The organism is Rhizobium rhizoryzae, assembly GCF_011046895.1.
Classification (GTDB): domain Bacteria; phylum Pseudomonadota; class Alphaproteobacteria; order Rhizobiales; family Rhizobiaceae; genus Neorhizobium; species Neorhizobium rhizoryzae.
Genome location: NZ_CP049247.1, coordinates 24679 through 47166, shown reverse-complemented (window position 1 = coordinate 47166; position 22488 = coordinate 24679). Strand labels below are relative to the sequence as shown.

General features: G+C 58.1%; 28 protein-coding genes. All 28 read left to right on the top strand.

All coding sequences use genetic code 11. From position 1 onward, the window contains the following. The first annotated feature begins 86 nt into the window (after positions 1-86). The 28 genes from G6N80_RS00295 (at position 87) to G6N80_RS00160 (ending at position 22431) form a co-directional block, all read left to right on the top strand. The gene (locus G6N80_RS00295) at positions 87-581 is read left to right on the top strand and encodes a hypothetical protein (RefSeq protein ID WP_165130404.1); all 495 of its coding nucleotides are present in this window, start codon (positions 87-89) and stop codon (positions 579-581) included. Positions 582-818: 237 nt separating this feature from the next. Further along, positions 819-1016, top strand: coding sequence for a hypothetical protein (locus tag G6N80_RS00290; protein WP_165130394.1), 198 nt, complete (start codon positions 819-821; stop codon positions 1014-1016). After that, entirely contained in the window at positions 1016-1438 is a 423-nt protein-coding gene (locus G6N80_RS00285) for a hypothetical protein (RefSeq protein WP_165130392.1), read from the top strand. Before G6N80_RS00290 ends, G6N80_RS00285 begins: the two co-directional genes overlap by 1 nt. Then, the gene (locus G6N80_RS00280; protein WP_165130390.1) at positions 1435-1950 is read left to right on the top strand and encodes a hypothetical protein; all 516 of its coding nucleotides are present in this window, start codon (positions 1435-1437) and stop codon (positions 1948-1950) included. Before G6N80_RS00285 ends, G6N80_RS00280 begins: the two co-directional genes overlap by 4 nt. Further along, positions 1947-2156 carry a hypothetical protein gene (locus tag G6N80_RS00275; protein ID WP_165130388.1) on the top strand — a complete coding sequence of 70 codons (210 nt, stop codon included), beginning with the start codon at positions 1947-1949 and terminating at the stop codon, positions 2154-2156. Before G6N80_RS00280 ends, G6N80_RS00275 begins: the two co-directional genes overlap by 4 nt. Beyond that, positions 2153-3598, top strand: a complete 1446-nt coding sequence (locus G6N80_RS00270) for a hypothetical protein (RefSeq protein ID WP_165130386.1) — start codon at positions 2153-2155, stop codon at positions 3596-3598. Before G6N80_RS00275 ends, G6N80_RS00270 begins: the two co-directional genes overlap by 4 nt. A 193-nt stretch (positions 3599-3791) precedes the next feature. After that, positions 3792-4775, top strand: a complete 984-nt coding sequence (locus tag G6N80_RS23225; RefSeq protein WP_206531700.1) for a hypothetical protein — start codon at positions 3792-3794, stop codon at positions 4773-4775. Further along, the gene (locus G6N80_RS00260) at positions 4768-5106 is read left to right on the top strand and encodes a hypothetical protein (protein WP_165130384.1); all 339 of its coding nucleotides are present in this window, start codon (positions 4768-4770) and stop codon (positions 5104-5106) included. The genes G6N80_RS23225 and G6N80_RS00260 overlap by 8 nt, the downstream gene beginning before the upstream one ends. Then, entirely contained in the window at positions 5106-5651 is a 546-nt protein-coding gene (locus tag G6N80_RS00255) for a 3'-5' exonuclease (protein WP_165130382.1), read from the top strand. The genes G6N80_RS00260 and G6N80_RS00255 overlap by 1 nt, the downstream gene beginning before the upstream one ends. Positions 5652-5865: 214 nt before the next feature. Then, on the top strand, positions 5866-7224 hold the full coding sequence (locus G6N80_RS00250; RefSeq protein ID WP_165130380.1) for a primase-helicase zinc-binding domain-containing protein: 1359 nt from the start codon (positions 5866-5868) through the stop codon (positions 7222-7224). Between the two features lies 1 nt (position 7225). After that, the gene (locus G6N80_RS00245) at positions 7226-9025 is read left to right on the top strand and encodes a DNA primase family protein (protein ID WP_165130378.1); all 1800 of its coding nucleotides are present in this window, start codon (positions 7226-7228) and stop codon (positions 9023-9025) included. 315 nt (positions 9026-9340) lie between these two features. Then, entirely contained in the window at positions 9341-10108 is a 768-nt protein-coding gene (locus tag G6N80_RS00240; protein WP_165130376.1) for a hypothetical protein, read from the top strand. Between the two features lie 167 nt (positions 10109-10275). Continuing rightward, positions 10276-10926 carry a phage tail protein gene (locus tag G6N80_RS00235; RefSeq protein WP_210300906.1) on the top strand — a complete coding sequence of 217 codons (651 nt, stop codon included), beginning with the start codon at positions 10276-10278 and terminating at the stop codon, positions 10924-10926. Between the two features lie 221 nt (positions 10927-11147). Then, the gene (locus G6N80_RS00230; RefSeq protein ID WP_165130374.1) at positions 11148-11801 is read left to right on the top strand and encodes a hypothetical protein; all 654 of its coding nucleotides are present in this window, start codon (positions 11148-11150) and stop codon (positions 11799-11801) included. A 1-nt stretch (position 11802) separates the two neighbouring features. Further along, a complete protein-coding gene (locus tag G6N80_RS00225; protein WP_165130372.1) occupies positions 11803-13770 on the top strand; it encodes a phage terminase large subunit family protein in 1968 nt (655 codons plus the stop codon). Further along, complete coding sequence (locus tag G6N80_RS00220) at positions 13767-15401, top strand: phage portal protein (RefSeq protein WP_165130370.1); 1635 nt, start codon at positions 13767-13769, stop codon at positions 15399-15401. Before G6N80_RS00225 ends, G6N80_RS00220 begins: the two co-directional genes overlap by 4 nt. 6 nt (positions 15402-15407) lie before the next feature. Next, a complete protein-coding gene (locus G6N80_RS00215; RefSeq protein ID WP_165130368.1) occupies positions 15408-15677 on the top strand; it encodes a hypothetical protein in 270 nt (89 codons plus the stop codon). Positions 15678-15686: 9 nt separating this feature from the next. Next, positions 15687-16607: a S49 family peptidase gene (locus G6N80_RS00210; protein ID WP_165130366.1), complete on the top strand. Its 921-nt coding sequence runs from the start codon at positions 15687-15689 to the stop codon at positions 16605-16607. A 4-nt stretch (positions 16608-16611) separates the two neighbouring features. Continuing rightward, a complete protein-coding gene (locus G6N80_RS00205) occupies positions 16612-17196 on the top strand; it encodes a hypothetical protein (RefSeq protein ID WP_165130364.1) in 585 nt (194 codons plus the stop codon). Between the two features lie 3 nt (positions 17197-17199). Further along, entirely contained in the window at positions 17200-17583 is a 384-nt protein-coding gene (locus G6N80_RS00200) for a head decoration protein (RefSeq protein WP_165130362.1), read from the top strand. 13 nt (positions 17584-17596) lie between these two features. Then, the gene (locus G6N80_RS00195; protein WP_165130360.1) at positions 17597-18604 is read left to right on the top strand and encodes a major capsid protein; all 1008 of its coding nucleotides are present in this window, start codon (positions 17597-17599) and stop codon (positions 18602-18604) included. A gap of 113 nt (positions 18605-18717) precedes the next feature. Beyond that, a complete protein-coding gene (locus G6N80_RS00190; RefSeq protein WP_165130358.1) occupies positions 18718-19197 on the top strand; it encodes a hypothetical protein in 480 nt (159 codons plus the stop codon). 6 nt (positions 19198-19203) lie between these two features. Continuing rightward, a complete protein-coding gene (locus tag G6N80_RS00185; protein WP_165130356.1) occupies positions 19204-19587 on the top strand; it encodes a hypothetical protein in 384 nt (127 codons plus the stop codon). Positions 19588-19590: 3 nt separating this feature from the next. Next, on the top strand, positions 19591-20379 hold the full coding sequence (locus G6N80_RS00180; RefSeq protein WP_165130354.1) for a hypothetical protein: 789 nt from the start codon (positions 19591-19593) through the stop codon (positions 20377-20379). After that, positions 20369-20890, top strand: coding sequence for a baseplate assembly protein (locus tag G6N80_RS00175; RefSeq protein ID WP_165130351.1), 522 nt, complete (start codon positions 20369-20371; stop codon positions 20888-20890). Before G6N80_RS00180 ends, G6N80_RS00175 begins: the two co-directional genes overlap by 11 nt. A gap of 29 nt (positions 20891-20919) precedes the next feature. Further along, a complete protein-coding gene (locus tag G6N80_RS00170; RefSeq protein WP_165130350.1) occupies positions 20920-21114 on the top strand; it encodes a hypothetical protein in 195 nt (64 codons plus the stop codon). Further along, positions 21101-21490: a GPW/gp25 family protein gene (locus tag G6N80_RS00165; RefSeq protein ID WP_165130349.1), complete on the top strand. Its 390-nt coding sequence runs from the start codon at positions 21101-21103 to the stop codon at positions 21488-21490. Before G6N80_RS00170 ends, G6N80_RS00165 begins: the two co-directional genes overlap by 14 nt. Then, entirely contained in the window at positions 21487-22431 is a 945-nt protein-coding gene (locus G6N80_RS00160) for a baseplate J/gp47 family protein (RefSeq protein WP_165130348.1), read from the top strand. Before G6N80_RS00165 ends, G6N80_RS00160 begins: the two co-directional genes overlap by 4 nt. Positions 22432-22488: the final 57 nt, after the last annotated feature.

Sequence of the window (22488 nt, the reverse complement as noted above, 5' to 3'; positions counted from 1 at the left end):
TTGAAAATGGGCCATTTGCCCCGCCCGATCCACGAGAAATCAGCTTTCGCCTTCTCTATCGCGTAATTCAGCTACTGGAGACCCTAGTGCAAAACGCATTTCATTACCGCCTGAAGGCGGCACAAACGGATTTGATCGAGCGGTGCGGTGGCATCGAGCGCGTAGCAGAAAAGACTGGCTATTCCATCGCTCATGTTGGGCGCTGGAATAACCGGATGGCTCCGGATCTTATGCCTCATTTGATCATCCCGGTTCTGGAAGCCGACTGCGGTGAAGCACTGATCACATCAGTCTTCGCCGAGGCTACAGGGCGTAGTGTCTCAGATCCAGAAGGCCCGATCGATGAAGACGCATGCATCATGGCAACTACTGCTGATGTGATGACGGCTGCGGCTTCGTTTCAGCGAGAGGCTGCGTTTGCATTCTCAGGCGAGGATTTGAGCCCTGCCACGGCCGACGCAATCGAGAAAAAGGCGAAGCTGCTGCAGCGCGCTGCATCAGCAATTCGCCGCTGCACTGCCGCGATCAAGGCCAAAGGCGGTCTGCGCTCCAAACTTAAAAGCATACGCAAACGAGACTAGGCTTCGAAGGGCATTCGAGGGGATGAACAGACGTGCACAATTCCTGGCCTCGCGGGTGAAATGTCCCGCATGCGGTGCCTCTCGCAAACGAGAGAGGCAGCCTGAAGTTCGTGCGCGCTTTTCCTGCGGGACTGTGTTCGTCATTGAGAACAATACGATTGCGGTGGTTAAGCCTTGCCCCGCTCGTTGCCTGCTGGCCGCCGAGCTTTGGAACATCCAGACGCGGGAGCTGTCGGTATGACCGCTCAAGCGCAGCAGGCGATCCATTATCAGCACCCGCTTCGCCAGCGCGAATGCGTTCTGAAACTGTGGCGAGATGGGCAACACAGCACGTTCTGTATCGCCCGCGAACTCGATCTCGCTGAGGATGAGGTCTGCCATATCATCCGCCAGGCCGAAGATCGCCAGACGGCTTCCTGCCGGGAGGCCCGCTGATGGAGCAACACTATCGCCTCTACATTGTGACAGACACCCCCGAGAGAGCGGCGGAATACTTCTTCGGTCATGGCCTGGCGCTTGTTCCGTCCTGGACGAAGATCGTCTCGAAGATCGATGAGATTGCAGCGATTCCGGACGGTGCGCGTGCTGTCGGTGTCTGGTTCGTTCCTTTCGATCTGCGGAACGAACGCTGGATCCTGCGCCGCTGCGAAGTGAACATCATCGGCGATCATTTCGAAGTCCTCGATGCCATCCGCCAATGGCAGGCAAAGAGCGCAACGGCACCTGCAGAGCAAGTGATCGACCATCAACCGGAAACGCTCGCCCCGTCTCCAGAAGTGGAGCCGGAAGCACCGGCCCCCCAACCCCCGCCAGCAATACCCGCAATGCAACAGCCTGCCGCTCCGAGGTGGAAATGACACGTGTCGCCCTGTTCGATTTTAAAGAAGTTACGCCTGTCATGTTCCATGCATTGGCACCTCATCAGCAAACTGAAATGCTTCTTTTGCTGCTTGAGAGAGGCATGTCCTGTGCAGACATAGCGTCTGTAATCGGCTCCGGATCCTGCGATGTCGAGCGCATTGCGACCCGGACGCATGCTGTCAACTTAGGCGCGACTGACAAGCCTCAAAGTGAGGAAGTGAAGGCTGCGCAAGTGGCGGCGCAGAACAACGGGGTGCCGATCAATGCGGCCAAGGCTCTGCGCTTCTTTATTGAGGGGGGCGGCAGCGTTGTCGTTGTATCGCGTTCGCGGCTGGAAAGCTTTGCTGATCTCGCCAGTGATAGCGGCGAATATGCCGTGGAATGGCTCCTGAAGAATAAGTATTTGCGCCTGGTTGATGAGCGCAAACGTGGCCGTGCATCAAGCTACAGCGTCACGCCAGCCGGTCATCAGCTGGCTCTTCGCCTGAAAGAAGGCGAAGCGGCATGATCGGCCTGGATCGCTCTAACCCAAAGCTTGCCGGTAGTTCGGCCATGAGCGGTCCGCTTACCGAGACGCAGGCGCTTGCGTCCATCTTTCTCTGGAATAGCGGCCATTTCGACACCAAAGACATCGCGGATGTTCTGCATGTCAAAGAGGATGCCGTCTACCGCACCTTGCATGCCTCTCGGGATATCATCCGGAGTGGCGAATGAACGCTCTCGTTGCCATTTCCGAAAAGTCTGTCCCGCTCGCTGAAAGCATTGACCAGGCGCGTGCGCTTTTTGATGCCGGTGATGTCCAGGCAGCCAAGCAGTTGGCTGATCTTGTCTATTCCTCGGTCCGGCCGTTGTCTGAGGCTGCTGCCCGAATGGATATGCGCCAAGCTATGGATGCATGTTTCCGCATCCAGGCCGATGCCCTCGAGCTTGTTTCTCGATCGGAGATCCGGATCGCCGATGAATGGGACAGACTGGCAGCCGAAGGCAAGGTAGCGCGCGGGCGACCGAAGAAAAGCGTTGGTGCCGACGACGCTTTAACCGCTGTCAGCATCGGCCTTCGACGTGACCAGATCCATAGCGCACGCCAGCTGCGCGATCGCGAGGCAAAAGAGCCTGGCTTCATCCGCCGCACAATCGACGATCTGGTTGCGCGTGGGATAGCGCCCAGCAAATCCAGCATCCGCCACGCGATCGGCAACCGCTCACGCTCAAGGCAAGAGCGTGGCAACAATGCCTATTTCACGCCGATCGAAGCAATTCGCACCTTACTCTCCCTGGAGAGCTTTTCGGGCGTTGTGAAAGAACCTGCCTGCGGCGAGGCGAATATCTCTAGGCCAATGGAAGAGGTCGGCTACCGCGTCCAGATTTCTGATCTGGTCGACTACGGCACCACGACGCTCTCTGGAGAGGCGCAAGGCGTCGGCGACTTCCTTCAGTCTGTCGCGGGCGATTCTGCGGGTGTCGATATCGTCACCAATCCCCCTTACGGGAAGGACATCCTGAACAAGTTCGTTGCGCACGCTCTTCGCGAACACAAGCCACAGAAGATGGCGCTGCTGCTCAACAGCACATTCATGTTCGGTTGCGAGGACGCCGATCGGATCTACGCGATGGAGGAATGTCCTCCATCACGGATCTACATTTTTACGCGCAGGCTTCCGATGATGCACCAGCAGGGCTGGGACGGAAACGAGGCCAGCAATCAGATGAACACTGGCTGGTTTATCTGGGAGAGCAACGAAGACGGCACCTACGGGTGCGGCTATCCTCAGATCATCCGTATCGACTGGCAAAAGCAGCAACATGCACCTGCTCTGCCTCCTGGTGCATGCGGGCGCGTAAGCCCGATGACGTTCCGATCTCAGGTCGACGATGAATACGCCCGCGAGACACCTCGCCGGGAACTGGCTGAGCGCGTCGAGGAAGAACGGGCGAGGGCGCTGATCTGGATCGCGGAGCGAAAAGAGTTTGACGCAATGTCACTGCGCCAAGGCATTGCAGTACGGCCGCTGCTGGCTGAGGCGCTCATTGCTGACCTCGCCAACCATGGCCTCATCGAGCCGATCCACAATGCTTACTGGCAAATCACTGAAGGCGGCTGGACCGTTCTTGGAGCGACGGCGGCTGTCATGGTGGCAAGAGGAGTAGCAGCATGACGCGAAGTGTGAAGCCAACTCGCCTTTGGTATCCAGTAATTCTGATTGATGAGAACCTGCCAACCGGCCTTCACTCTGCCCAGGCATGGTTTTTCATCAACAGACGCCGGGAGCCCTGCGGTTCTACGCGCCGATGGCGACCATGCCGAGAACCTGGTCGTACTGATGCCCATGCGCGTTTGAGGAGCTGCTCATGAACGATACCGTAAAATCCTCCCAGCCAATGAACTGCCCATGCGGTGACAATGATGGCCTTTGGTGTTCGTTGTCTGGCTGCCCATATCCTCGCCTCGGTCCGAATGAACCGCTGATCTTTAGTGATTATGTTCTTCATCCTGCAATCAAGGATGTGCTCGACGAACGTTTGCGGCAACAGAGCGTCGAGGGCTGGTCACTCGAGCATGATGACGCTCATTCATCCGGTGAAATGGCAGCGGCTGCGGCAACCTATGCCTATTCGACCACGCTGTCAGATCGCCATCGGCAGTATGTGTCAGGGATCTATTCGATTGAGAATAGCGCCATACTCCGCGATCTGTGGCCCGCATCTTGGGCCAAGAGTTGGTGGAAACCGACCGACCGTCGCCGCGATCTGGTCAAAGCCGCTGCTTTGCTCGTTGCGGAAATCGAACGTCTCGACAGGTATGCCAGTCGGTCGCAATCGCCAGTCAACCGGCTTGACGCAAACGCTCCCATTCTTCGGGAGCAAGGGCGGCTTGCAGAACAACATCAACCTGATCAAGGAATGACATCCACATTGGGCGATGCTCAAACATCGTATCCTCCGGTAGATTGTTCAAACGGCACAGCGCGCGAGCAGCTAGCTCGCGAGGGGTCTTGTAACGCTTCATCTTTGGAGCGCTCCGGTTCGATTGATGCCGAAGTGGACAATACCAAAGTCCCCGGCACCCCATCACCCCAAACACATGTGAAGGGTGAAACGCGGACGCGCTTCCATATCGAATGGATCGCAGGCGCTCGCCCTCCCGTGCATCCACACCCGATGACCGGACGAACTACGTTTGAGACCTTTGACGAGGCTGTGGCTCACATGCGTAACCAAGCACCAGACGCGAAGTTCGTCTCCCTCGAAGAGCGAACGACGACAACCGTGTCCGTTGATCGATCGGCAGAAGTTCGGTCAGCCCTCGCTACGGAGGGCAACGGCAATGGGTAATATCGACACACAAACGTTCCCGCCGACAAGCTGCACGGCTTGGGAAGATTGTAATCATGACGGCGTTTGTCATGACCGCCAGCAGTGCAAAGCTATCGGGCCAAATGAACCCAGCGATAATGGTGACGAAGACGCTTGCGTGGTTTGCGGCGAACACCTTGAAGATGGCGATCTGGTTTACTGGTCGACCAACGATGATGGTCACATGCACGCCGAATGCGCAACGAGCTATGTGGATGATGACGGCAAGGAAACTGACGCGCCGCCAAAGCCGATGAAGTTTCGTGCAAACCCATCACCCCAACCGAAAAACCTGTCGGAGGGACGCTAATGCGTGACCTGATGATTGATATTGAGACGCTCGGCAATCGCCCAGGCGGCGTAATCCTTAGTATCGGCGCGGTAGCTTTTGACGCTGACACAGGTGAAATCGGCGAAGAATTCTACGCTGCAATTGATCCTGAAACATCATCCAAAGTTGGCCTGACGACAGACATTTCTACAATGCTGTGGTGGATGAAGCAGTCAGAAGCGGCCCGCGAAGAGGCGTTTTCCGGCAAGCACTCAATCAATATGGCGCTGACAGAATTGTCGATCTTTGTGAAATGGCAAGAGCCAAGCCGCGTGTGGGCCAAGCCACCATCGTTTGACCTTGTGATGCTGGAGGCCGCCTTTCGTGCCTGCGATCAGGATATTCCTTGGCATTTCCGGGTTCACCGCGACTGCAGAACAATCTTTGACATCACCGGCACAAAGCAGCCCGAAGTTGGGACCGCTCACAATGCGCTCGATGACGCAAAAGCTCAGGCGCTCGGGGTGATCGAGGCATATCGCAAACTTCGAGAACCCTCGCCCCAACCGAGGGCGAAGGGATGACTGTCCTGGAATTTCTTGCAGATCGACCAGTTCCAGCTCCTGAGGCATGGGGCGTTGCTTGCCCATGTTGCGGGCAGGCAGTTGCCTGTGAGATGGAGGAGGATACGGATGGCTCCTTTAGCGTCAGCGATCGTGACGGCGATCCCTGTGTGCGATGCGAGCCATGCGGTGTGTTTTTTATCCCCGCCCCTGTCGTCATCAAATCCGGATTGCCATGACAGACGCGGTCACCGAATTCGTGGAGCGCGCCCGTGCCATCGTTTTCAGCGATGCAGTGGATAGCCTCAAAGTGCCGGAACCCATCAAGGGGAAGCCGGAATACGAAGGCCCATGCCCGCGTTGCGGCGGCAATGACCGCTTCGCTGTCAACCGTAAAAAGGCCGTCTGGATTTGTCGCGGGTGCAGTGCTGGTGGCCGTGATGGAATTAGCCTGGCTGCGCACATTCTGCATCTCGATCTGAAATCGCGGGCCGGTTTCCTGGAAGCGTGCTCGGCCGTGCTCGAGGAGCCAATCCCCGATGAAGGTGAACGCGAAACAGATGAAGAGCGTGCAGCGCGCCAGGCGCGCATTGCTGAGGCGCGAGAACGTGCCCAGGCAAACCGCCGTAAGGATGAAGAGCAAACAAACGCCTTCCGCGAAAATGAGATCCGGAAGGCGCGAGGTTTCTGGCTTTACGCCATAGATTGCACCAAGCCGGGCAATGAAAGCGCGCGTGCTGTTGACCTGGTGCGCGCATACCTCAAGGCGCGAACCGGATTTGAGGTGCCGCTAACTCTGTTTACAAACATCCGCGTTCGGGCGAGCTGCGGCTATTACGAAGGCGAGGATGAATTCGGTCGACCGATGGAGATCTACAGCGGTCCGGCCATGATCGCGCCGATCGTCGATCCGGACTACAAGGTCATCGGCTGCCATCTGACGTGGATCGATCTGCGCAATGTGCAGGGGAAGTCGCGGCCGACCCTATGGGGGCTGACCAAGGATGGAAAGAAGGCCCAAAAGCCTGCGCTTGCCGACGCCGGTCGCCAGCGCCCCCCGACCCCCGCTGACATCGAGGCGGGCTTCTATGCGCGGTTGCCAACCAAGAAGATGCGCGGCCGCAAGACTGGTGGGTTCATCCCCTTGATCGGCGAACCGGAAGCAACGCGGTGGCTGGGCGGTGAAGGTATAGAAAACGTGGTCGCCATAGCAGGCGCTGAAGGATTCCGGCCGGATACCTTCTATTTCTCGGCCGGTGACTTGGGCAATCTCTCTGGTCCTGCGGATCCCGATTCCGCTTTTACGCATCCGACGCTGAAATCTCAAACATCAAACGGGCAGTGGCGGCGTGTGCGTGTCGCTGGCCCCGTACCCCGTAAGGGCCTTGCGGCCGAGGATGCGCTCCAGGTGCCAGCGCATGTTCGCGAGCTGCTGCTCGCGGCCGATGGCGACAGCGAACCGGTCTGGACGGCCTCGGCCATGGCTCGGGCGCAAGCGCGCCTCGAGCGCGAGGATCTCGAAATTTCAATTCTCTGGCCTCCCGAAGGTCAGGACTTTTCCGGCGCAATCAGCGCCGCGATCGCAGGGGAATGACGTGGGTAAGAAAAAGCAGACGGGACTTCCTGAAGAAGTCGCGCAGGTATTGAAAGGCGCAGCAGCGCAGCGGGAAAACTACAAACCGAAAGAGGCTGATGACGAACCGGCAGCAAGTGAGAAAGACACTCTTTCCGATCCGGCCGTGGTGCAATTCTGCGCCGAGCTGGACCACTCTGACACGGACAATGCGAGACGCCTGAAGCTTCATTTCGGGGATGACCTGGTCGTGGTCGCGGAAGAAAAATCAAAGGAGCCGTTGTTTGGCGTGTGGGCAGGTACGCATTGGGATGTCGCCAATGGTCGACCGCGTGCGGTGGCGATCGCGCAGAAACTCGGCGACCGGATTGGTGAGGAAGCTCTCTACATCAAACCCACGGAAGGCCAGCAAGTCATCCTCGATATGGCCGAACTGGCGCTAAAGAAAAAGGAAGAGGAGCGTTCGCCGCAGGAAAAGAGGCTGATCGTTGCTGCCGAAAAGGTGGCTGAGGCGCACGCAAAAGCCGTTAAGCGGCGGCTAGACCATGGTGTCAGCTCGAAGAATGTAGCGCGGCTCAATGCAATGCTTGCCTGCATTGCCCCGCACATCATGCGCAAGCCGGACGATTTCAATGCTGACAAATGGACGGTTGCCGTCAAGAACGCCACACTGACCTTCCGCCGTGTCATGGCAAGGAAGCCAAATCCTCGGCACAAAAGTATCGAGGAAACTCCCGACGCTCCCCCGCAGATCGAGTACTGCAAGGAATTCCACCTCGATGTCATTGAGGGCCATAGACGCGAGGATCTGATTACCTCGGTCGTGCCCATCAAGTACGATCCGAAAGCAACGTGCCCCAACTGGACCGCCTTCATCGATAGCAAACTGCCGGATCCGGATGTGCGCAAGCTCGTCCAGGTCAGCTCCGGTCTCGGCATGCTTGGCATCACCGTCCAGTTCCTGTTCTTTCACTACGGCAATGGCGCAAACGGCAAATCCGTCTACATGGAAACGCTGTGCCGAATGATGGGCGATGCGGCCGTCACACTGCCAGCAACCAGCATCATGGGGGAGGGCGGCTCCTCTGGCGGTGCAAGCCCCGACATTGTCCGCCTCTACGGCAAGCGGCTGCTGCGCGTCAAAGAGCTGCCTGAAGGCGAGCCATTGCGCGAGAACCTGGTCAAGGAATTGACGGGCGGCGAGGGCATTACCGCACGCAACCTCTTCTCTGGCTACATGGACTTTGAACCGAAGTTCATCGCCATGATGTCCGGTAACGGCTATCCCAAAATCACCGGCACAGATGACGGGATCTGGCGACGAATGGCAGTAATTCACTGGCCGCGTCAGATCGCGGTTGAGGATCGGCGCGAGTTTCAGGAGGTCGTGGCGTCATTCACGCCGGAATATCCGGGAATCCTGAACTGGCTGATCGAAGGCGTAAAGATCTATCTTCGCGAGGGTCTCGTCATTCCGGAAGCGGTCAAGCAGGCCACGCAGGAATACCGGGATGACATGGATCGCACGGCCTCATTCGTAGCGCGGTGCGTCAAGAAAGATCCGGACGCGCCTCCTGTGTCCGGCAAAGACCTTTACCAGGCGTATTGTGATTTCACGATCGACCAAGGCGGCAAGCCAATGAGCATCACGGCCTTCGGTCGCGAGATGGGGAAAAAGTTTGAGAAGGACCGCGACAGCGGCCTGGTCAACTATCGCGGCATCAGGCTGACCAATGTTCCGCAACCCCGCTCGGCCAGCGATCCGCCGCCTGGACGCTTCTCTGCGCCGCTGCACGAGGACATCCCGGAGGGCTTCCTCTGATGTCCGCATCCCCACGCCCCTTTCGTGGCTTTGCCAGAACTGTCCAGTTTCCTCGTAACTGTCTGATAGTTCCGGACAGTTGGCCTGATGGTTCTTCGGATAGTTCGGGGTGGAAATGATGAGCAAAAACAATGTGCGCTGACAGTTCGGATAGTTTTCACGCGCTCTTAGAATGAGGGGTTTGGGGAGGCGAGGAACGATTCAGGTATAAAGCCCGCAATAACTGTCAAAACTATCTAAGCCCCTGAAATCACTATCGATAACTATCCAAAAAACTGTCCTGAAACTGTCAGAACTATCTGAAAGGAACTTCTCATGAAACCAATCTCAATTCAGGACTTGTTGAAATGGGCTTTCACCTTTGAGCTTGGGAAAGTCGGCGCTGGCGACGGTGGATCGTTCTCGGCAGCCTGGCGCTTTACAGAGCGGATGGCAGAGTTGGGCACGATGATTGATCGGACCCCAAATGGCTTTGGTGTCATTCCCGGCTTCGTTGATGATGGAGACCCGCATCCGGATGCGCTTCTGGTCGGCAATGCCGTTCGTGGTTTGGCAGGTTTTGAGTTTGACCTGCCGGAAGACTGGCAACCGTTCTCAGATCTCGATGATCCATATGAGCTGATCGCACTGGAAGTCGAAAGCGTCGTGAGCGAACTACGCTTATCGCCTGACATGCTTCGCGGTCGCCGTGCGATTGGTATCGTGATCTCGGCTGCGCTTTTGGGCAAAGGGCCGGAATGGCGGGTGGCGCGCCCGGAATATTCGATAATATGCGCGAATGGAATGCCGAAATGGTTTCTGCGCAAGCGTGCGAGGGATAGTTTTGGCCGAATGTATTGGTGCGAAGCGGATGGCTTTGACCGTAAGCGGCGTAGGCCACACAAGGGTGCGTACCAGAAGGCTGAGCTTATCCACTCCATGCGGAATGACGTTTTAGCTCGGCTCGAATGGCAAATGTGGCAAACGGCTTTAGCATCGCTTGCGGATGATCTGCGGCCGCGTTTGTCTGCTCATCGAATCCATCCGTTTTCAATCGACCTCGAGCCATGGGCAAAAATGCGCAGCTCCGAAGAAGCTGCTTAACCCATTGAAATCATTCTGAATAAAAATCTCATCAGACCCCCTTTTTTGCGACGGTCGCTTGACATAGCTTTGAACCATCCCAAAAGGGCAAAAGAAAACCCGCCAGCCAAACGCTCGGCGGGTTTGTCGTTTCCAGCGATGGAGGCGGCCATGAAACCGCTGCTGTAATGGCGGCAACCCTTAAGAATGTGAGGTGGGCGATGGCGCTGGAAATCCGGTGGCAAGACATCTCAGGGCTCATTCGAGCTGACAATGCACTGAAGCGATTGGACAGCCACGCAAAGCACCTGGTGCTACAGCGCGCGGTCAATCACACAGGCGACAAGGCACGCACCAAAGTCATTCGGGCTTTGGCTAAGCAGACCGGCCTGCCATACGGGCTGATCAAACGAGCCGTCAGAACCGGGCGAGCTTGGGGCGCTGGCGCGGATGCTGAGACCTTCACGGAAGGTCGCGGCTCTCTGACCTACACCCTTTCATCCAAAGGCGGCGATATCTCGCTGAAGTACTTCAAGGCCAGAGAAACGCGGGCCGGTGTAACCGCTGCGCCTTTCGGTGTCCGCAAACTGTTTGCTGGCACATTCATGAAGGGTGGCAGGTTCCCCAAGCGTGTCACGGCAAAGCCTCTGAACGGTCACGTTTACAATCGAGCCGGAAAGTCGCGGACGCCACTGGAGTTCAACGACAGCGGCGTGATCATCCCGGCAGAGATGCTGAAGGGTGAAACGGCAAGAGCTTTCATGGATGTGGTCGAAACCGATCTGCCGCCGCGCGTGATCCACGAGATCGAGCGGCTGGTGCCTGGGTTCTTCGATTGATGCAGGTCGGGAAGGCGGTTTCGTGATGGGTGAGCCTCCTCCCTGTGCCCCTCGATGGTGTGGCGCATGGGCAACACCCACCCCCCTGGGGTTAGGGACCGTACCCCTTTCCGACCCCCTGCGGCCGGAGAACGGCCCGAAATCCCGCCAGTCTGAGGCTAAAAACGAAGCCTAAACTTCTAAAGACCGGCTAAAAACCTAAAGAAGATCGGTAAAGTCGAATGGAAGCCTCTGTCACAAAAGGCGAATTCGCGGCACTGATCGGCGTCTCGCCCGGCCGCGTGAGCCAATACCTGGCGGAGGGCAAGATCACCGCCGCCTCGCTGCACGGCCACGGCCGGAATGCTCGCATCATCGTTGAGCGCGCCAAGGCAGATCTGCGCATGGGCCTCGACATCAGTCAGCGTATGGGCAACGGGATCGATACGCGCCTGGACGAAGACACTGCGTCACGGCTCGGGCCCCTCGGAAGCTATCGCGGCTATAGCGAGGCAGACGGATCGCAGCCGAAGCCGAAAGAGCTTGATCTGGAAATCAAGCAGCAAAAGCTCGCGCAACTGCAACGCATCAACCGCAATGCTGCGATCGATGACATGAAGGCGGCTGGGACGCTGACTGAAACAGACACCTGTCGCGCTGCTATGGCGAAGCTGGTGACCGAGCTGATCCTGATCTACGAAGGCGGCATGCCTGACATCGCCAACGCATTTGCGGAGGAATTCAAAATTCCGCAGCGGGATGTGCTGCACCTGCTGCGCCGAGAGTTCCGGAAGCTACGCGAAAGCGCCGCAATGAAAGCCAAGAGCAAGGCCGAGAGCCTGCCCGAAACCATCGAAACGGCCATTGAGGTCGAGGAAGCGGAGACACTGAACTGACATGACTTCCATGATCGTCCATACGGCCAATGCTGAGCGCCTGGCCTATGACGTCATGGCTGAGATCCTGCAGCCCCCGGCAGACGTCGATTACCTTGCCTGGGCCGTCGAGAACATCGAGTTCTCGAAACGAGAAAGCCCTTTTCCCGGCAAATACAACCCGGAAAACTTTCCGTACTTCGATGAGATCCTGAGGGCTCTTTCACCGTCAGACCCATGCCGCACCGTTACGCTGATGAAATCGGCGCAGCTCGGCGGCACGGTTCTTGCCAACATCTTTACGCTGGGCTCCATGGCAATGGATCCGGGCGATCTGCTTTACGTCTGGCCTACCGTCACGAAAGCGGAAAACTGGTCGAAGATGAAGCTTGCGCCCATGCTGCGCAACACCTCGTCACTTGCCAAAGCCTTCCCGATGAAAAGCCGGGATGGCCTCGATAGTCTGCTCTACAAGGAGCGCGCTGACGGGCGAGGTGCGATGTTGATTATGGGCGCGAATGCGCCGATCGACCAGGTGTCGGTGCCCCGCCAGGTGCAGGATGATCTTTCGAAGTTTGAGAACAATTCGGCGGGCGATCCCGAAACACAGGCTGATAGCCGATCGCGTGCCTACGAGTTCGCCAAGGTCCTGAAGATCTCGACGCCGCTTGTGATGCCAGGGTGCCGCATCACGCGAAACTTTGAGGATGGCAGCCAAGAGCACCTCTATGTGCCCTGCCCGCACTGCGGCCATATGCAGACCCTCGAATGGGAGAATATGCTCGCCAACTTGGATGAAGCACATCCTGAGAAGGCGCATTTCACCTGCACTGACTGTGGCTGTGAGATCGAAGAGCGCCATCGAGCCAAGATGGCCCGGAAGGGCAAATGGCGTGCCCACAACCCAAAGGCCAAGCGGCATCATCGGTCGTTTTATCTTTGGTCGGTCATTTCGGCTCTGCAGAGTTGGGAGCGAATTGCTCGCGAGTGGCTTGCTGCGAAGGGTGACCCGGCATCTGAGCAGACGTTTCTGAACGACACGGTCGGCCGCGCGTATGTCGCGGCGGGTGAGGCTCCGCCATGGGAAACGCTACGTGATAGAGCTGCGCAGTCAGACTATGCCAGAGGGCGAATTCCTGCGGGTGGCCTGGTACTGACCATGGGCATCGACTGCCAGATCGACCGCGTTGAATGTCAGGTTGTGGCATTTGGCCGTGACTTCCGTCGCTTCGTGGTCGATTACCTGAAGATCCCCGGCCATATCTCGGAACCGGCCTGCCAGGAGCGGCTCGATGCGCTGCTCTACCAGACTTGGAAGAACAGCGTCGGCCGCCCGATCTCACTCGACCGAGTTGCAATCGACGGCAACGCCTTTACGGAAGAGGTTTGGGAATGGGTCCGGCGTCATCCAGCAAGCAAGCTGGTCATGGTGCGCGGTGCCAATTCCGATCTCGCCCCACTTACCCAGCGGGTGAAGAAGGAACGCAATCACCGCACCGGCAAGATCAACAAGTATTCGCGCCGGTTCTACACCTTCAACGGCTCGACGCTGAAGATGGCGCTCTACCGCAATGTGTCGAAGACGGACCCCCTCGAACGTGGCTTTGTAGGCTTTCCGACAGGGTTGGAAGATGAATATTTCCGACAGCTCACAGCCGAACGCCGCGTCCCGAAAAAGCGGAAGGACGGCCACACCGAGTACAAGTGGCACAAAGATGAGACACAGGCCAACGAAGGCCTGGACACCATGAACCAGGCTGAGGTTGCGGCGATCCTATACGGTATCCGCGATCTACCAGAAGCAATTTGGGATCGCCTTGAAGCGGAGCGGGAAACGCCAATGCCAGAGGCGCAGCTTGATTTTGAAGATGGTCTCTTCGGCTTTGCTGCAAAGGGCGAGCAACAGGCAAAAGCATTGCCAGTGCAACACAGGCCGAAGCAAACAGCTGCGGCCAAACCCCAAGACAACAGGTGGAAAAAACGCAGATGATGGAAAAGCAAAGGGTCAGGGTCCAAGCCGGGAGTTCTCCCGCGCCCGCAGTCCGCCCTCAGGGCCTGCCATCGCAACCGCGTGCCCGTTCTGCCTACATGCGCGACACCCAGTCTGGCGTGATCGCGGCCCGGCCAGCCTCGCTGCGCGAACATCGCGACGAAATTCGGCGCGTTTACATCCGCGCGGCGGGGCTGGCACTCGATATGCTGCAAAACAGCGGCAAACTTCGTGGTGCTGCTGACCAGATCATTGCCGATACCGTTGGTGTCGAATTGGCTCTCAACCCGAAGCCGGACCTGACGCGGTTTGGCTACAATGAGAAAGAGGCAGTCGACTGGATTCGCCTGGTCAAGGCCAAGCATAAGGTTTGGGCTTGGAACCCGCTGGAATGTGACCTGCGCGCCAAGATGACGAACCCGCAGCAGACGGATGTCGGCTTGCGCAACTGGCTGGCGTTCGGTGAATCGACAGGCGTCATCGTCTACCTGCCGCGCAGCCAGCGCCTGCCAGGTACGCGAACGGGCACAAAGTTTTTGCTGTTTACGCCCTCGAAGCTGGTGCAGGATACCAACGACATCGAAGGGCTCTATCAGGGCGTTGTGCATGATGCGTATGGCCGCCCCATAGCCTACCGCTGCGAGGAGCGCCGCGATGGCTTAACAGTCAAGCGGGATTATCCTGCTCGCGACGCCGATGGCCGCGCCATGTTCATGCATGCGTTCGATCCGTTTTCGGCTGAAGATGTGCGTGGCATTTCTCCGTTGGCGCCTACATTCCGCAAATTCCTGATGGCGGAAAACTCGGATGATGCCACCGCGCAGCTTTTGTTTTTGCAGACGATCTATTCGATCATCCTCAAGAGTGAAAAGCCCAGTGCCGACGCTTTCGAGTTTCTGGAAAATATGTCCAGTACGAGTGGCATCAGCGGCCAAGAGGTTGCGGCTGACGTTCTGAATTACTTCAAGGCGCAGCTCGATCGTGCAGCGGAATCGGAAATCCGGATGGGTCCTGGCGCTGGCGTCTCACAGCTCGCGCCAGGCGAAGATCTGGAGTTCAAGAACATCACTGGCGTCGGTCCAGATACCAAGGCATTTCGGGCTTCCCTCGATCGAGAAGTGTCTCGCGCTCTTGGTGTTTCCAACGGAGGCTACACCGGGGATTATTCCGACGCGACCTATGCCTCGACGAATATGGAGAATTCCTCGCTCTGGCCTTTGGCGCAGCGCCGTACCGATCGGATTGCTTCACCGCATGTCCTGCTGCCCTATGACAGCTGGCTCGATGAAATGATCGAGGAAGGTGAAATCCCGTTCAAGGGTGGCATCGAGGTCTATCGGGCTAACCGTGACGCGATCAACTACGCCATCTGCCATGGGCCATCCAAGCCCACGGCAGATGACGAAAAGCGGGCTCGCGCTGCGAGCGAGAGATTGGCGAACGGCACCTCAACGTTCGAAGCCGAATGCGCCGAGCTGGGGCAGGATCCAGAGGAAGTCTTCGAAAGCCGTGTCCGATGGCACCAGCGATATAAGGACGCTGGTATGCAAAGCCCGCTTGAGCGCGGGTTTGGCAGCAGGCCTTCTGCGACAGAGCAGAACGACAACCAGCGCAAAAAGCAGAAGGCGTAAAGCACCATGCCCACTTTGCAAAAGATCGGCGGCATCACCGTTGATATCGAAGATCCGTGCCAGGTGCTCAACGCGCTGCGCTTGGTGCGGACAAAAATCGGTGCTGGCGAAAACGTCGAGGAGTTCTCGATCCAGTCGCCCAGCACAAGGGAGACAGTGCGCTTCACGCCTGCCAAGCCTGCCCTGCTGGAACAAGACATCCAGCGATACGAGCGTCTCTGCGCTGAGACCCGAGGCCAGCGCACCTGTGGGCGGCGCTGGCAATTCCATTTTTAAGGAGAGCCCATGAGCTTCCGTTACGCCCAGGTCGCGCAGCGCGTGTACAACACGCCGCTGATGTACGACGAACGAAAGGCTGAGGCTTTCCTCCATGGCCTCGGCAGCCGCATCGCTGGTGATACGATTGTCCTCAACAATCCCGCAGGCGCGGTTGATCATATTGCAGGAGGCAATGGCCGCCCCTTGGCGGGAAAGATCGGGAATCGCATCGAGCGCGCCTACAGCCGCAACAATCTCCTGCCCTTTGATATGATCGGGGGCGTAGCGATCATTCCGATCGAGGGCACACTGGTGCATAAAGGCGGTTGGGTTGGAAGCAATTCGGGCGAGACCTCCTATCAGGGTCTGCAAGCGCAAATCGCCATGGCCCGGCAATCGAGAGAGGTCAAAGGCGTCGTCTACGAAGTCGACAGCTACGGCGGCGAGGTCAATGGCGGTTTCGAGACGGCACGCGATCTAGCGCGTCTTTCTGCTGAAAAACCTACGATCTCGATCCTGACGGATTTTGCCTACTCGGCCGGTTATCTGCTCGCCTCCCAGGCGCGGCAGATCGTCATTCCTCGCTACGGCGGTGCAGGCTCGATCGGCGTGATCATGATCCATGCTGATTACAGCCAGGCGCTCGACAATGCCGGAATCCACCTGACCATTATTCGCGCTGGCAAGCAGAAGGCAGACGGGAATCCTTACGAGCCGCTCAATGCAGACCTTGCTGCTAAATGGCGAGCGCAGGCGGAAGCGATGCGGCAGGATTTCGCGGAAGCCGTTGCCAAAGGTCGGCGCGGAAAAATCACCAAAGCTAAGGCGCTTGCCACGGAAGCTGGCGTCTTTGACGCGAGCCAAGCGCTCTCACTCGGCCTGGTCGACGCGATCGCCGATCCTCTCGAGGCGTTCGACGCCTTCGTGAAGGAAGTCAACAGGAGTTAACCTCATGGCCAGTCTTCTATCTGCAATCCGGCTTGCCGTTGGCACCGGAGTGCAAACCCATGTCCACGACCTGGTCGTGGATGAGCCGGACGCAAGCGCGTCCATCCCGCAAACGCCTCAACCCGAGGCAAACTCCACAGGAGACGCAATGTCTGGATCTCAGACACTGGCAGGAGCGGCACAAGCCGTCGCTGCCGCCGTCGCCACCCTGCCTGCCGGCTCCGGTGGTCAGGATGGCGCACAGGCCGCAACCGATCGTTTGATGACGATCTTCGCCGCAGACAGCATCAAAGGCGATGCTGGACGTATGAGCGCCGCAATCGAGCTGGCCGCGAAAGCCCCGGCAATGTCCGCCGATGACGTGGTCGCCTTCGTTGCAAGCCATGTCACAGCGGGTACGTCTGCGAGCGTAGCAGCGGCGGTGCCACCGCAGCAATCTGGCACCTCTGCGCCAGCCGCAAGCTACGAGCAGCAGCGCCTCATTGCTGCGGCGCTGGCCCAGCCCGGGAACGGCGGTGCCCACGCATCCAAGCCAAAACTCAATGCCGACACGATCTACGCTGCTCGGCGCAACCCACAGGGAGCATAACCCATGCCGGGTATCATCACTGAAACACCTCGCGATCTGGGTTTTCTCCTCTCGGAAGGTTCTCGCACACTCTCCCGCGAAACAGTGGTTATCGCATCAGGCGCTGGCAAACTGAATGCCGGGACTGTCCTCGGGAAGATTACCGCCTCTGGCAAGTACATCCCGTCGCCCGCCGCTCAGGTTGCGGGCAAGGAAGGCGCGGAAACTGCGGTTGCTGTTCTCGGCTACGAAGTCGATGCGACCAGTGCCGATGTCCAGACTGTCGTCATTGCCAATGATGCCGAGGTCAAGCGTCCCATGCTGGTGTTCGACGCAAGCGTCAATGACGCAACCAAGCAAACGGCCAAGCTGACCCAGCTTCGTGCCGTCAACATCAAGGCCCGGTAAGGAGACCGCCTCTATGACAACACCCAATGTACACACTGGCGATCCGTACAGCCTTGAAACGCTGACTGCCGCTGTAAACTCCGTTCCCTACCGACCGGGCCAGATTTCTGCGAGCGGCATCTTCGAAGAGGATGGCGTCACCACCACAATGATCTCGGTCGAGTTGCGGGACGGCAAGCTCGCTCTGGTCGAGCCCACAGCACGCGGCGGTGCAGGTGAAACGACAGGCGACGACGACCGCAAAAAGGTACCATTTGCCATCCCGCACTATCAGCGTGATGACGGCATCGCAGCTGATGAAGTGCAGAACGTGCGCGAATTCGGAACGGATTCTTCCGCTGAAATTCTGGAAAACCGCGTGAGCCGGAAGGCGCAGCGCCATGCTGCCGATCTGACGATGACGCTGGAGCATCAGCGTGTTGGTGCGATCAAGGGCATCATTACTTCAAAGTCCGGCAGCGTCCTGGTTGATTGCTACAGCGCCTTCGGGATTGCAGTGCCCGCCTCGATTTCATTGGGACTTGGTAACGACGCTACGATTGTCTCAAAGCTCTGGCAGGATGTTGTTTACAGCATCGAAGACGCCCTCGACGAACCGTATGATGGCCTCCATGTCTTCACCGGCCGAACCTTCCATCAGACCATGTGGAGCCACAAGTCTGTGCGTGAAACGTTCCTCTACGGAAGCGGTGCTGCGGTACTCCGACAGGATGTTCCGGACAAGTTCGAGTTCGGCGGTGCGGTCTTTGAACGCTACCGTACGGGCGCGCGAGCGACGGCAGATCTTGGAGCGCCCTACATCGCGCACGACAAGGCGCGCGTGGTCCCGAAAGGCGTATCTCAGCTCTTTATCACGCGCTTTGCCCCGGCCGATTATAACGAAACGGTCAATACGGTTGGTTTGCCATTCTACAGCCGCGCGACACCGCGCCCGAACGGCAAGGGGTATGACCTCGAAGTGCAAATGAACGCCGTTTCGCTCTGCACACGGCCGCAGGCTCTACGGGAGCTAACCCTCTAAGCGGTCGCGGGACAAGACTTTACAGAAGCCGGGTGATGAGCCCGGCTTCCTGCTTTTTGGCTTCTTGAACGCAAGTGGCTTGAAAACAGGAAGATCACGGGAAGGACACCGTCATGAGCAAAGATAAGATCACCATCGCCTCGCCTCGCGGCATTATCATTCCAGCGGCAGTCTTGAAGCGTGAAAAGGACTATTCGGCTGGACCTCATGAGCCGGTTGAGGTGCCGCGCGCTTACGGTCTTTCCCTGATCGAAAACCGCTTTGCAGATGAGGTAGAGCCGACCAGCATCGAGAAGCCAAAAGCGTCCTCGAGTGGCCGTTCAACCGGCAGGCCAAAAGGTCAAGCCGCGCAGCAGCTCGATGATCAAGCCGACGCGAGTGCCGACACGCTGATCGGCACCAACATCTTGCCTGCGCGGATTGAGATCGCCCCTGGCAAGGAAGTCCAGCTCGGCGAGGTGGTCACCAAGGCACACACGAAATCCGGCCTATCACTGGAAGACTGGAACGCTTTGCCGGAAGCAGACCGGGACGCACTTCTCACTGCGATGGTCGATGAACTGAAGGCGGAAGCCTCTCAGCAGCAGCCGTAAGCCGCCATGGATCTGGAAAGCGTTCGCGGCTTCCTGCCCTCCATGACGCGGGAGCGGATGGGTGAGCCGATAACGCTCACGCCCATGGCTGAGGGCAAGATGGGATCCAAAACGGATCCGGTTCGTGCACCTCAGGTTCTGCAAGGGCGCATGGATGCCGCCCCACAGATCGAGCAGTTAGGCGGTGGCCGGGAGCGGCCAAGCCTTGCAAACTTCGTCAGTGACCATCGCACTGTCAGCTTTGCCCTTGCTGAAATCACCTGGCGGCCACGTACCGGCGACCAGGTCACCCGCATCCATCCTGTTACGGGTGTGCTGGAAGCCTATCGTATCGATCGCGTATATGAGCCCTATCCCGGTGCTCTTGTCTGTGATCTTTCAAGGATCTGATCCATGAGCATTGTCCGGCAACTCATTCAGCTGTCCATCGTCGAGGCTTTGCGCGGGCGTACGATCGCGGGTGATGCAGTTTTTGATAGCCGCATGGATACGCTTCCTGACCTTCTGGAAGACCAGTGTCAGCCGATCATCATCGTGTCTGTGGAGGCATCGGACAGGCGGAACATGAGCCAGGGGATGGCATCTCTGCTTGGTGGCTCGGCGGTGCTCACCGTCTTGATCCAGACTGCGGTTGCAACCGGCCGAGCCATCACAGGCCCGGACGGCACAGTGATCCGCGCAGCGATCGGCGAAACGGATTCCGCTTTTGAGAGCGCGCTCAACCTGCTTGATCACCAGTGGCGCAAGATCCTGCAGCACTTCGACAACGAATGGGCTGAGGTGTTCCGGGAGCTTGTAAATGGTGTCCAGGACATCAAGGACACGCGCGGTACGGATCCGGACACAAAGCGCAAACACGCGGCGCGTTTCGTCCAGATTGATATCAGCGTTCTGGCAGAGCCGAAGCCGGGTGACAGCATCCCGGAGCCGATCGCGCTGGGCCTCGACCTCATGTCGGAAGACGAGGATTATGCGCCTCTCGCCGAAGAGTGGCGCACATTGCTTGCAGAGGGCGGTGACTGGCCGGATTGGCGCAAGCTGCAATCAACCTTGTTCGCCTCTCGCCAACATATGGCTGTTATCGGCCAGGGTCCGCTTATCGTCGATGAGGAAGTCGATTTCGAAATCGCCGTCTTAAACATCAAAGACGCAAATCCGGTGGAGATTGTGGATGATCCATGAGCTGATCGCGCTGCGCGCTGAAATGGAAGCGCTCAAGAACACCGTCGCTCGCATGATCCAGGTGGGCACGGTCGAGGTCATGGATGCTCAGAATGGCTACCGTCTGAAACTTGGAGAAGGCGAGGACGGCAAGCCGTTCCTCTCGCCGTTCTACCCACATCCGGAAACAGGCAAGACATCCGTACCGCTCAAAAAAAACCAGATCATGGTTGCCATCAATCCAGGCGGAGATCCCCGGCAGGGAATGCTGGTGCGTGGTGGCTACTCGGACGAACACAAGTCGCCAAACGATGATTTGGAGGCAAACATCTTTGACGATGCAGGTGTTCGGATCTCGATAAAGGACGGCGCGCTGGTCATCAAAGCAGGCGGCGTCACGATTACAATCAGCGAGGCCGGTTTGAAGATCGAGGGTGGCAAAGTCACTCACGACGGCAAGAATATTGGCTCCAGCCATATTCACGGTGGCGTTGAAAAGGGCTCCGCAGACACAGCCCCTCCGTCCAACTGACGACTGAAAAACATAAATGGAGGCCAGTGATGGCGAAAAAGACCGTGGCAGCGCAGGCTGCGCGCGAGGGTAGCACTATGACTTATCAGGTCGCTGAAGGTGTTGATCGTATCAACGGCAAGAAGGTGACCGGCAAGACGGTGGAACTGACGCCTTCAGAGGCTCTCTATGAGCTATCGCTGGGTCGGATCACCGAAAAGGTGCCTGGCGATGGTGGGGCTTGATCGACGAACGGGCAAGCGGGTCTCCAATCTGGAGAGCGCATACCAAGCTGTAATCTTTACGCTCTCGACCCGTATCGGCGATGTCGTCTTGCTCAGAGAGTTTGGCGGCGGCGTGGTTGAGCTGCTTGGTCGCGCAATGACGCCTGCACTGTTTGCTGCGTGGAAACAACTCATAGCAACAGCGATCGATGTCTGGGAGCCGCGCTTCCGGGTCCGGCGCGTCCTGGCGACTGGATCCGCGGAACAGATCAGGTTGGGCCATGCAGGCTTGATCATTGAAGCAGATTTTCGCCCTCGCGGACATCTGGGAGATCAAACTGTCGAGCGCGTCGTGGAATTTGGCCTCGGCTTCAATGGTGGAGTAACGTTACGATGACCTACGCGCCAACGGCCATTGATCTATCCCGTCTGCCCGCACCGCAAGCGATCGAGATCATTTCGCTCAACCAGCTACAGGCCGATTTCAAGGCTCGGTTTCTTCTGGAATGGGCAGCGCAGCAGCAGCTCGACCCAACACTTGAAGACTTCACTGAGGCGGATCTCGAAACGCACCCGGCAATCGTCGTAGCGCGCGCCTGGCGCTATCTGCGAAACCTCGACCGAAACCGGGTCAACGACGGGCTGAAGGCGCTTCTTGCCCCTTTGGCTTCCGGGGCAAATCTTGACGCAGTCGCAGCAAGCCGCAACGTCGAGCGGCTCATCGTGCAACCAGCGACGTCAACGGCTGAGGAAATACTGGAAAGCGATACTTCGTTGCTCCAGCGATTCCTTGAGAGTTTCGACAGGCCTGCTGCCGGGTCGGCTGGGCGCTATCTTTACGACGCGCGATCGGCATGGCCGCAGAGCGCTGACAAGACGCTTGGTCTGTGGGATGCGCGGGTGAACGGGTATGCGGTCCATGGCCGTCGCGGTGATATCGACCTTGTCATCGCTGGCCCATTCGGGCGCGTGCCGACAACGCCAGAGCTTCTGACCGTTCGCGATGCCGTCACAGACATCAATCGTGCACCTGAAGGTGTCTCGATCGTCGTGCTACCCGCCGTTCGCGTCGAATACCAGCCGTCCCTCGTCATTGAGGTGCCGGGCAATGGTCCGGCTCCCGAAACAATTCGGCAGGAAGCTCTCGCCCGCGTCGAAGCCGCCGCAATGGATCGTCGTCTGATCGGCGGCGAAATTCCAGCCGGTTTGCTGGCAGGCAGCGCCTATGGGCCTAACGTCATCAAGGTGCGTGATCTCGCGCCAGTCGTGATTGCTCCAGATCCTTACAAAATCCCGGTCATGACGGGTTTGACTGTCACAGTAGAGGTGCGGGGATGATAAGGGTTCGCCATGACAAAGCGGATAATTCTAGATTTGATGGGACAAGGCTTGGCC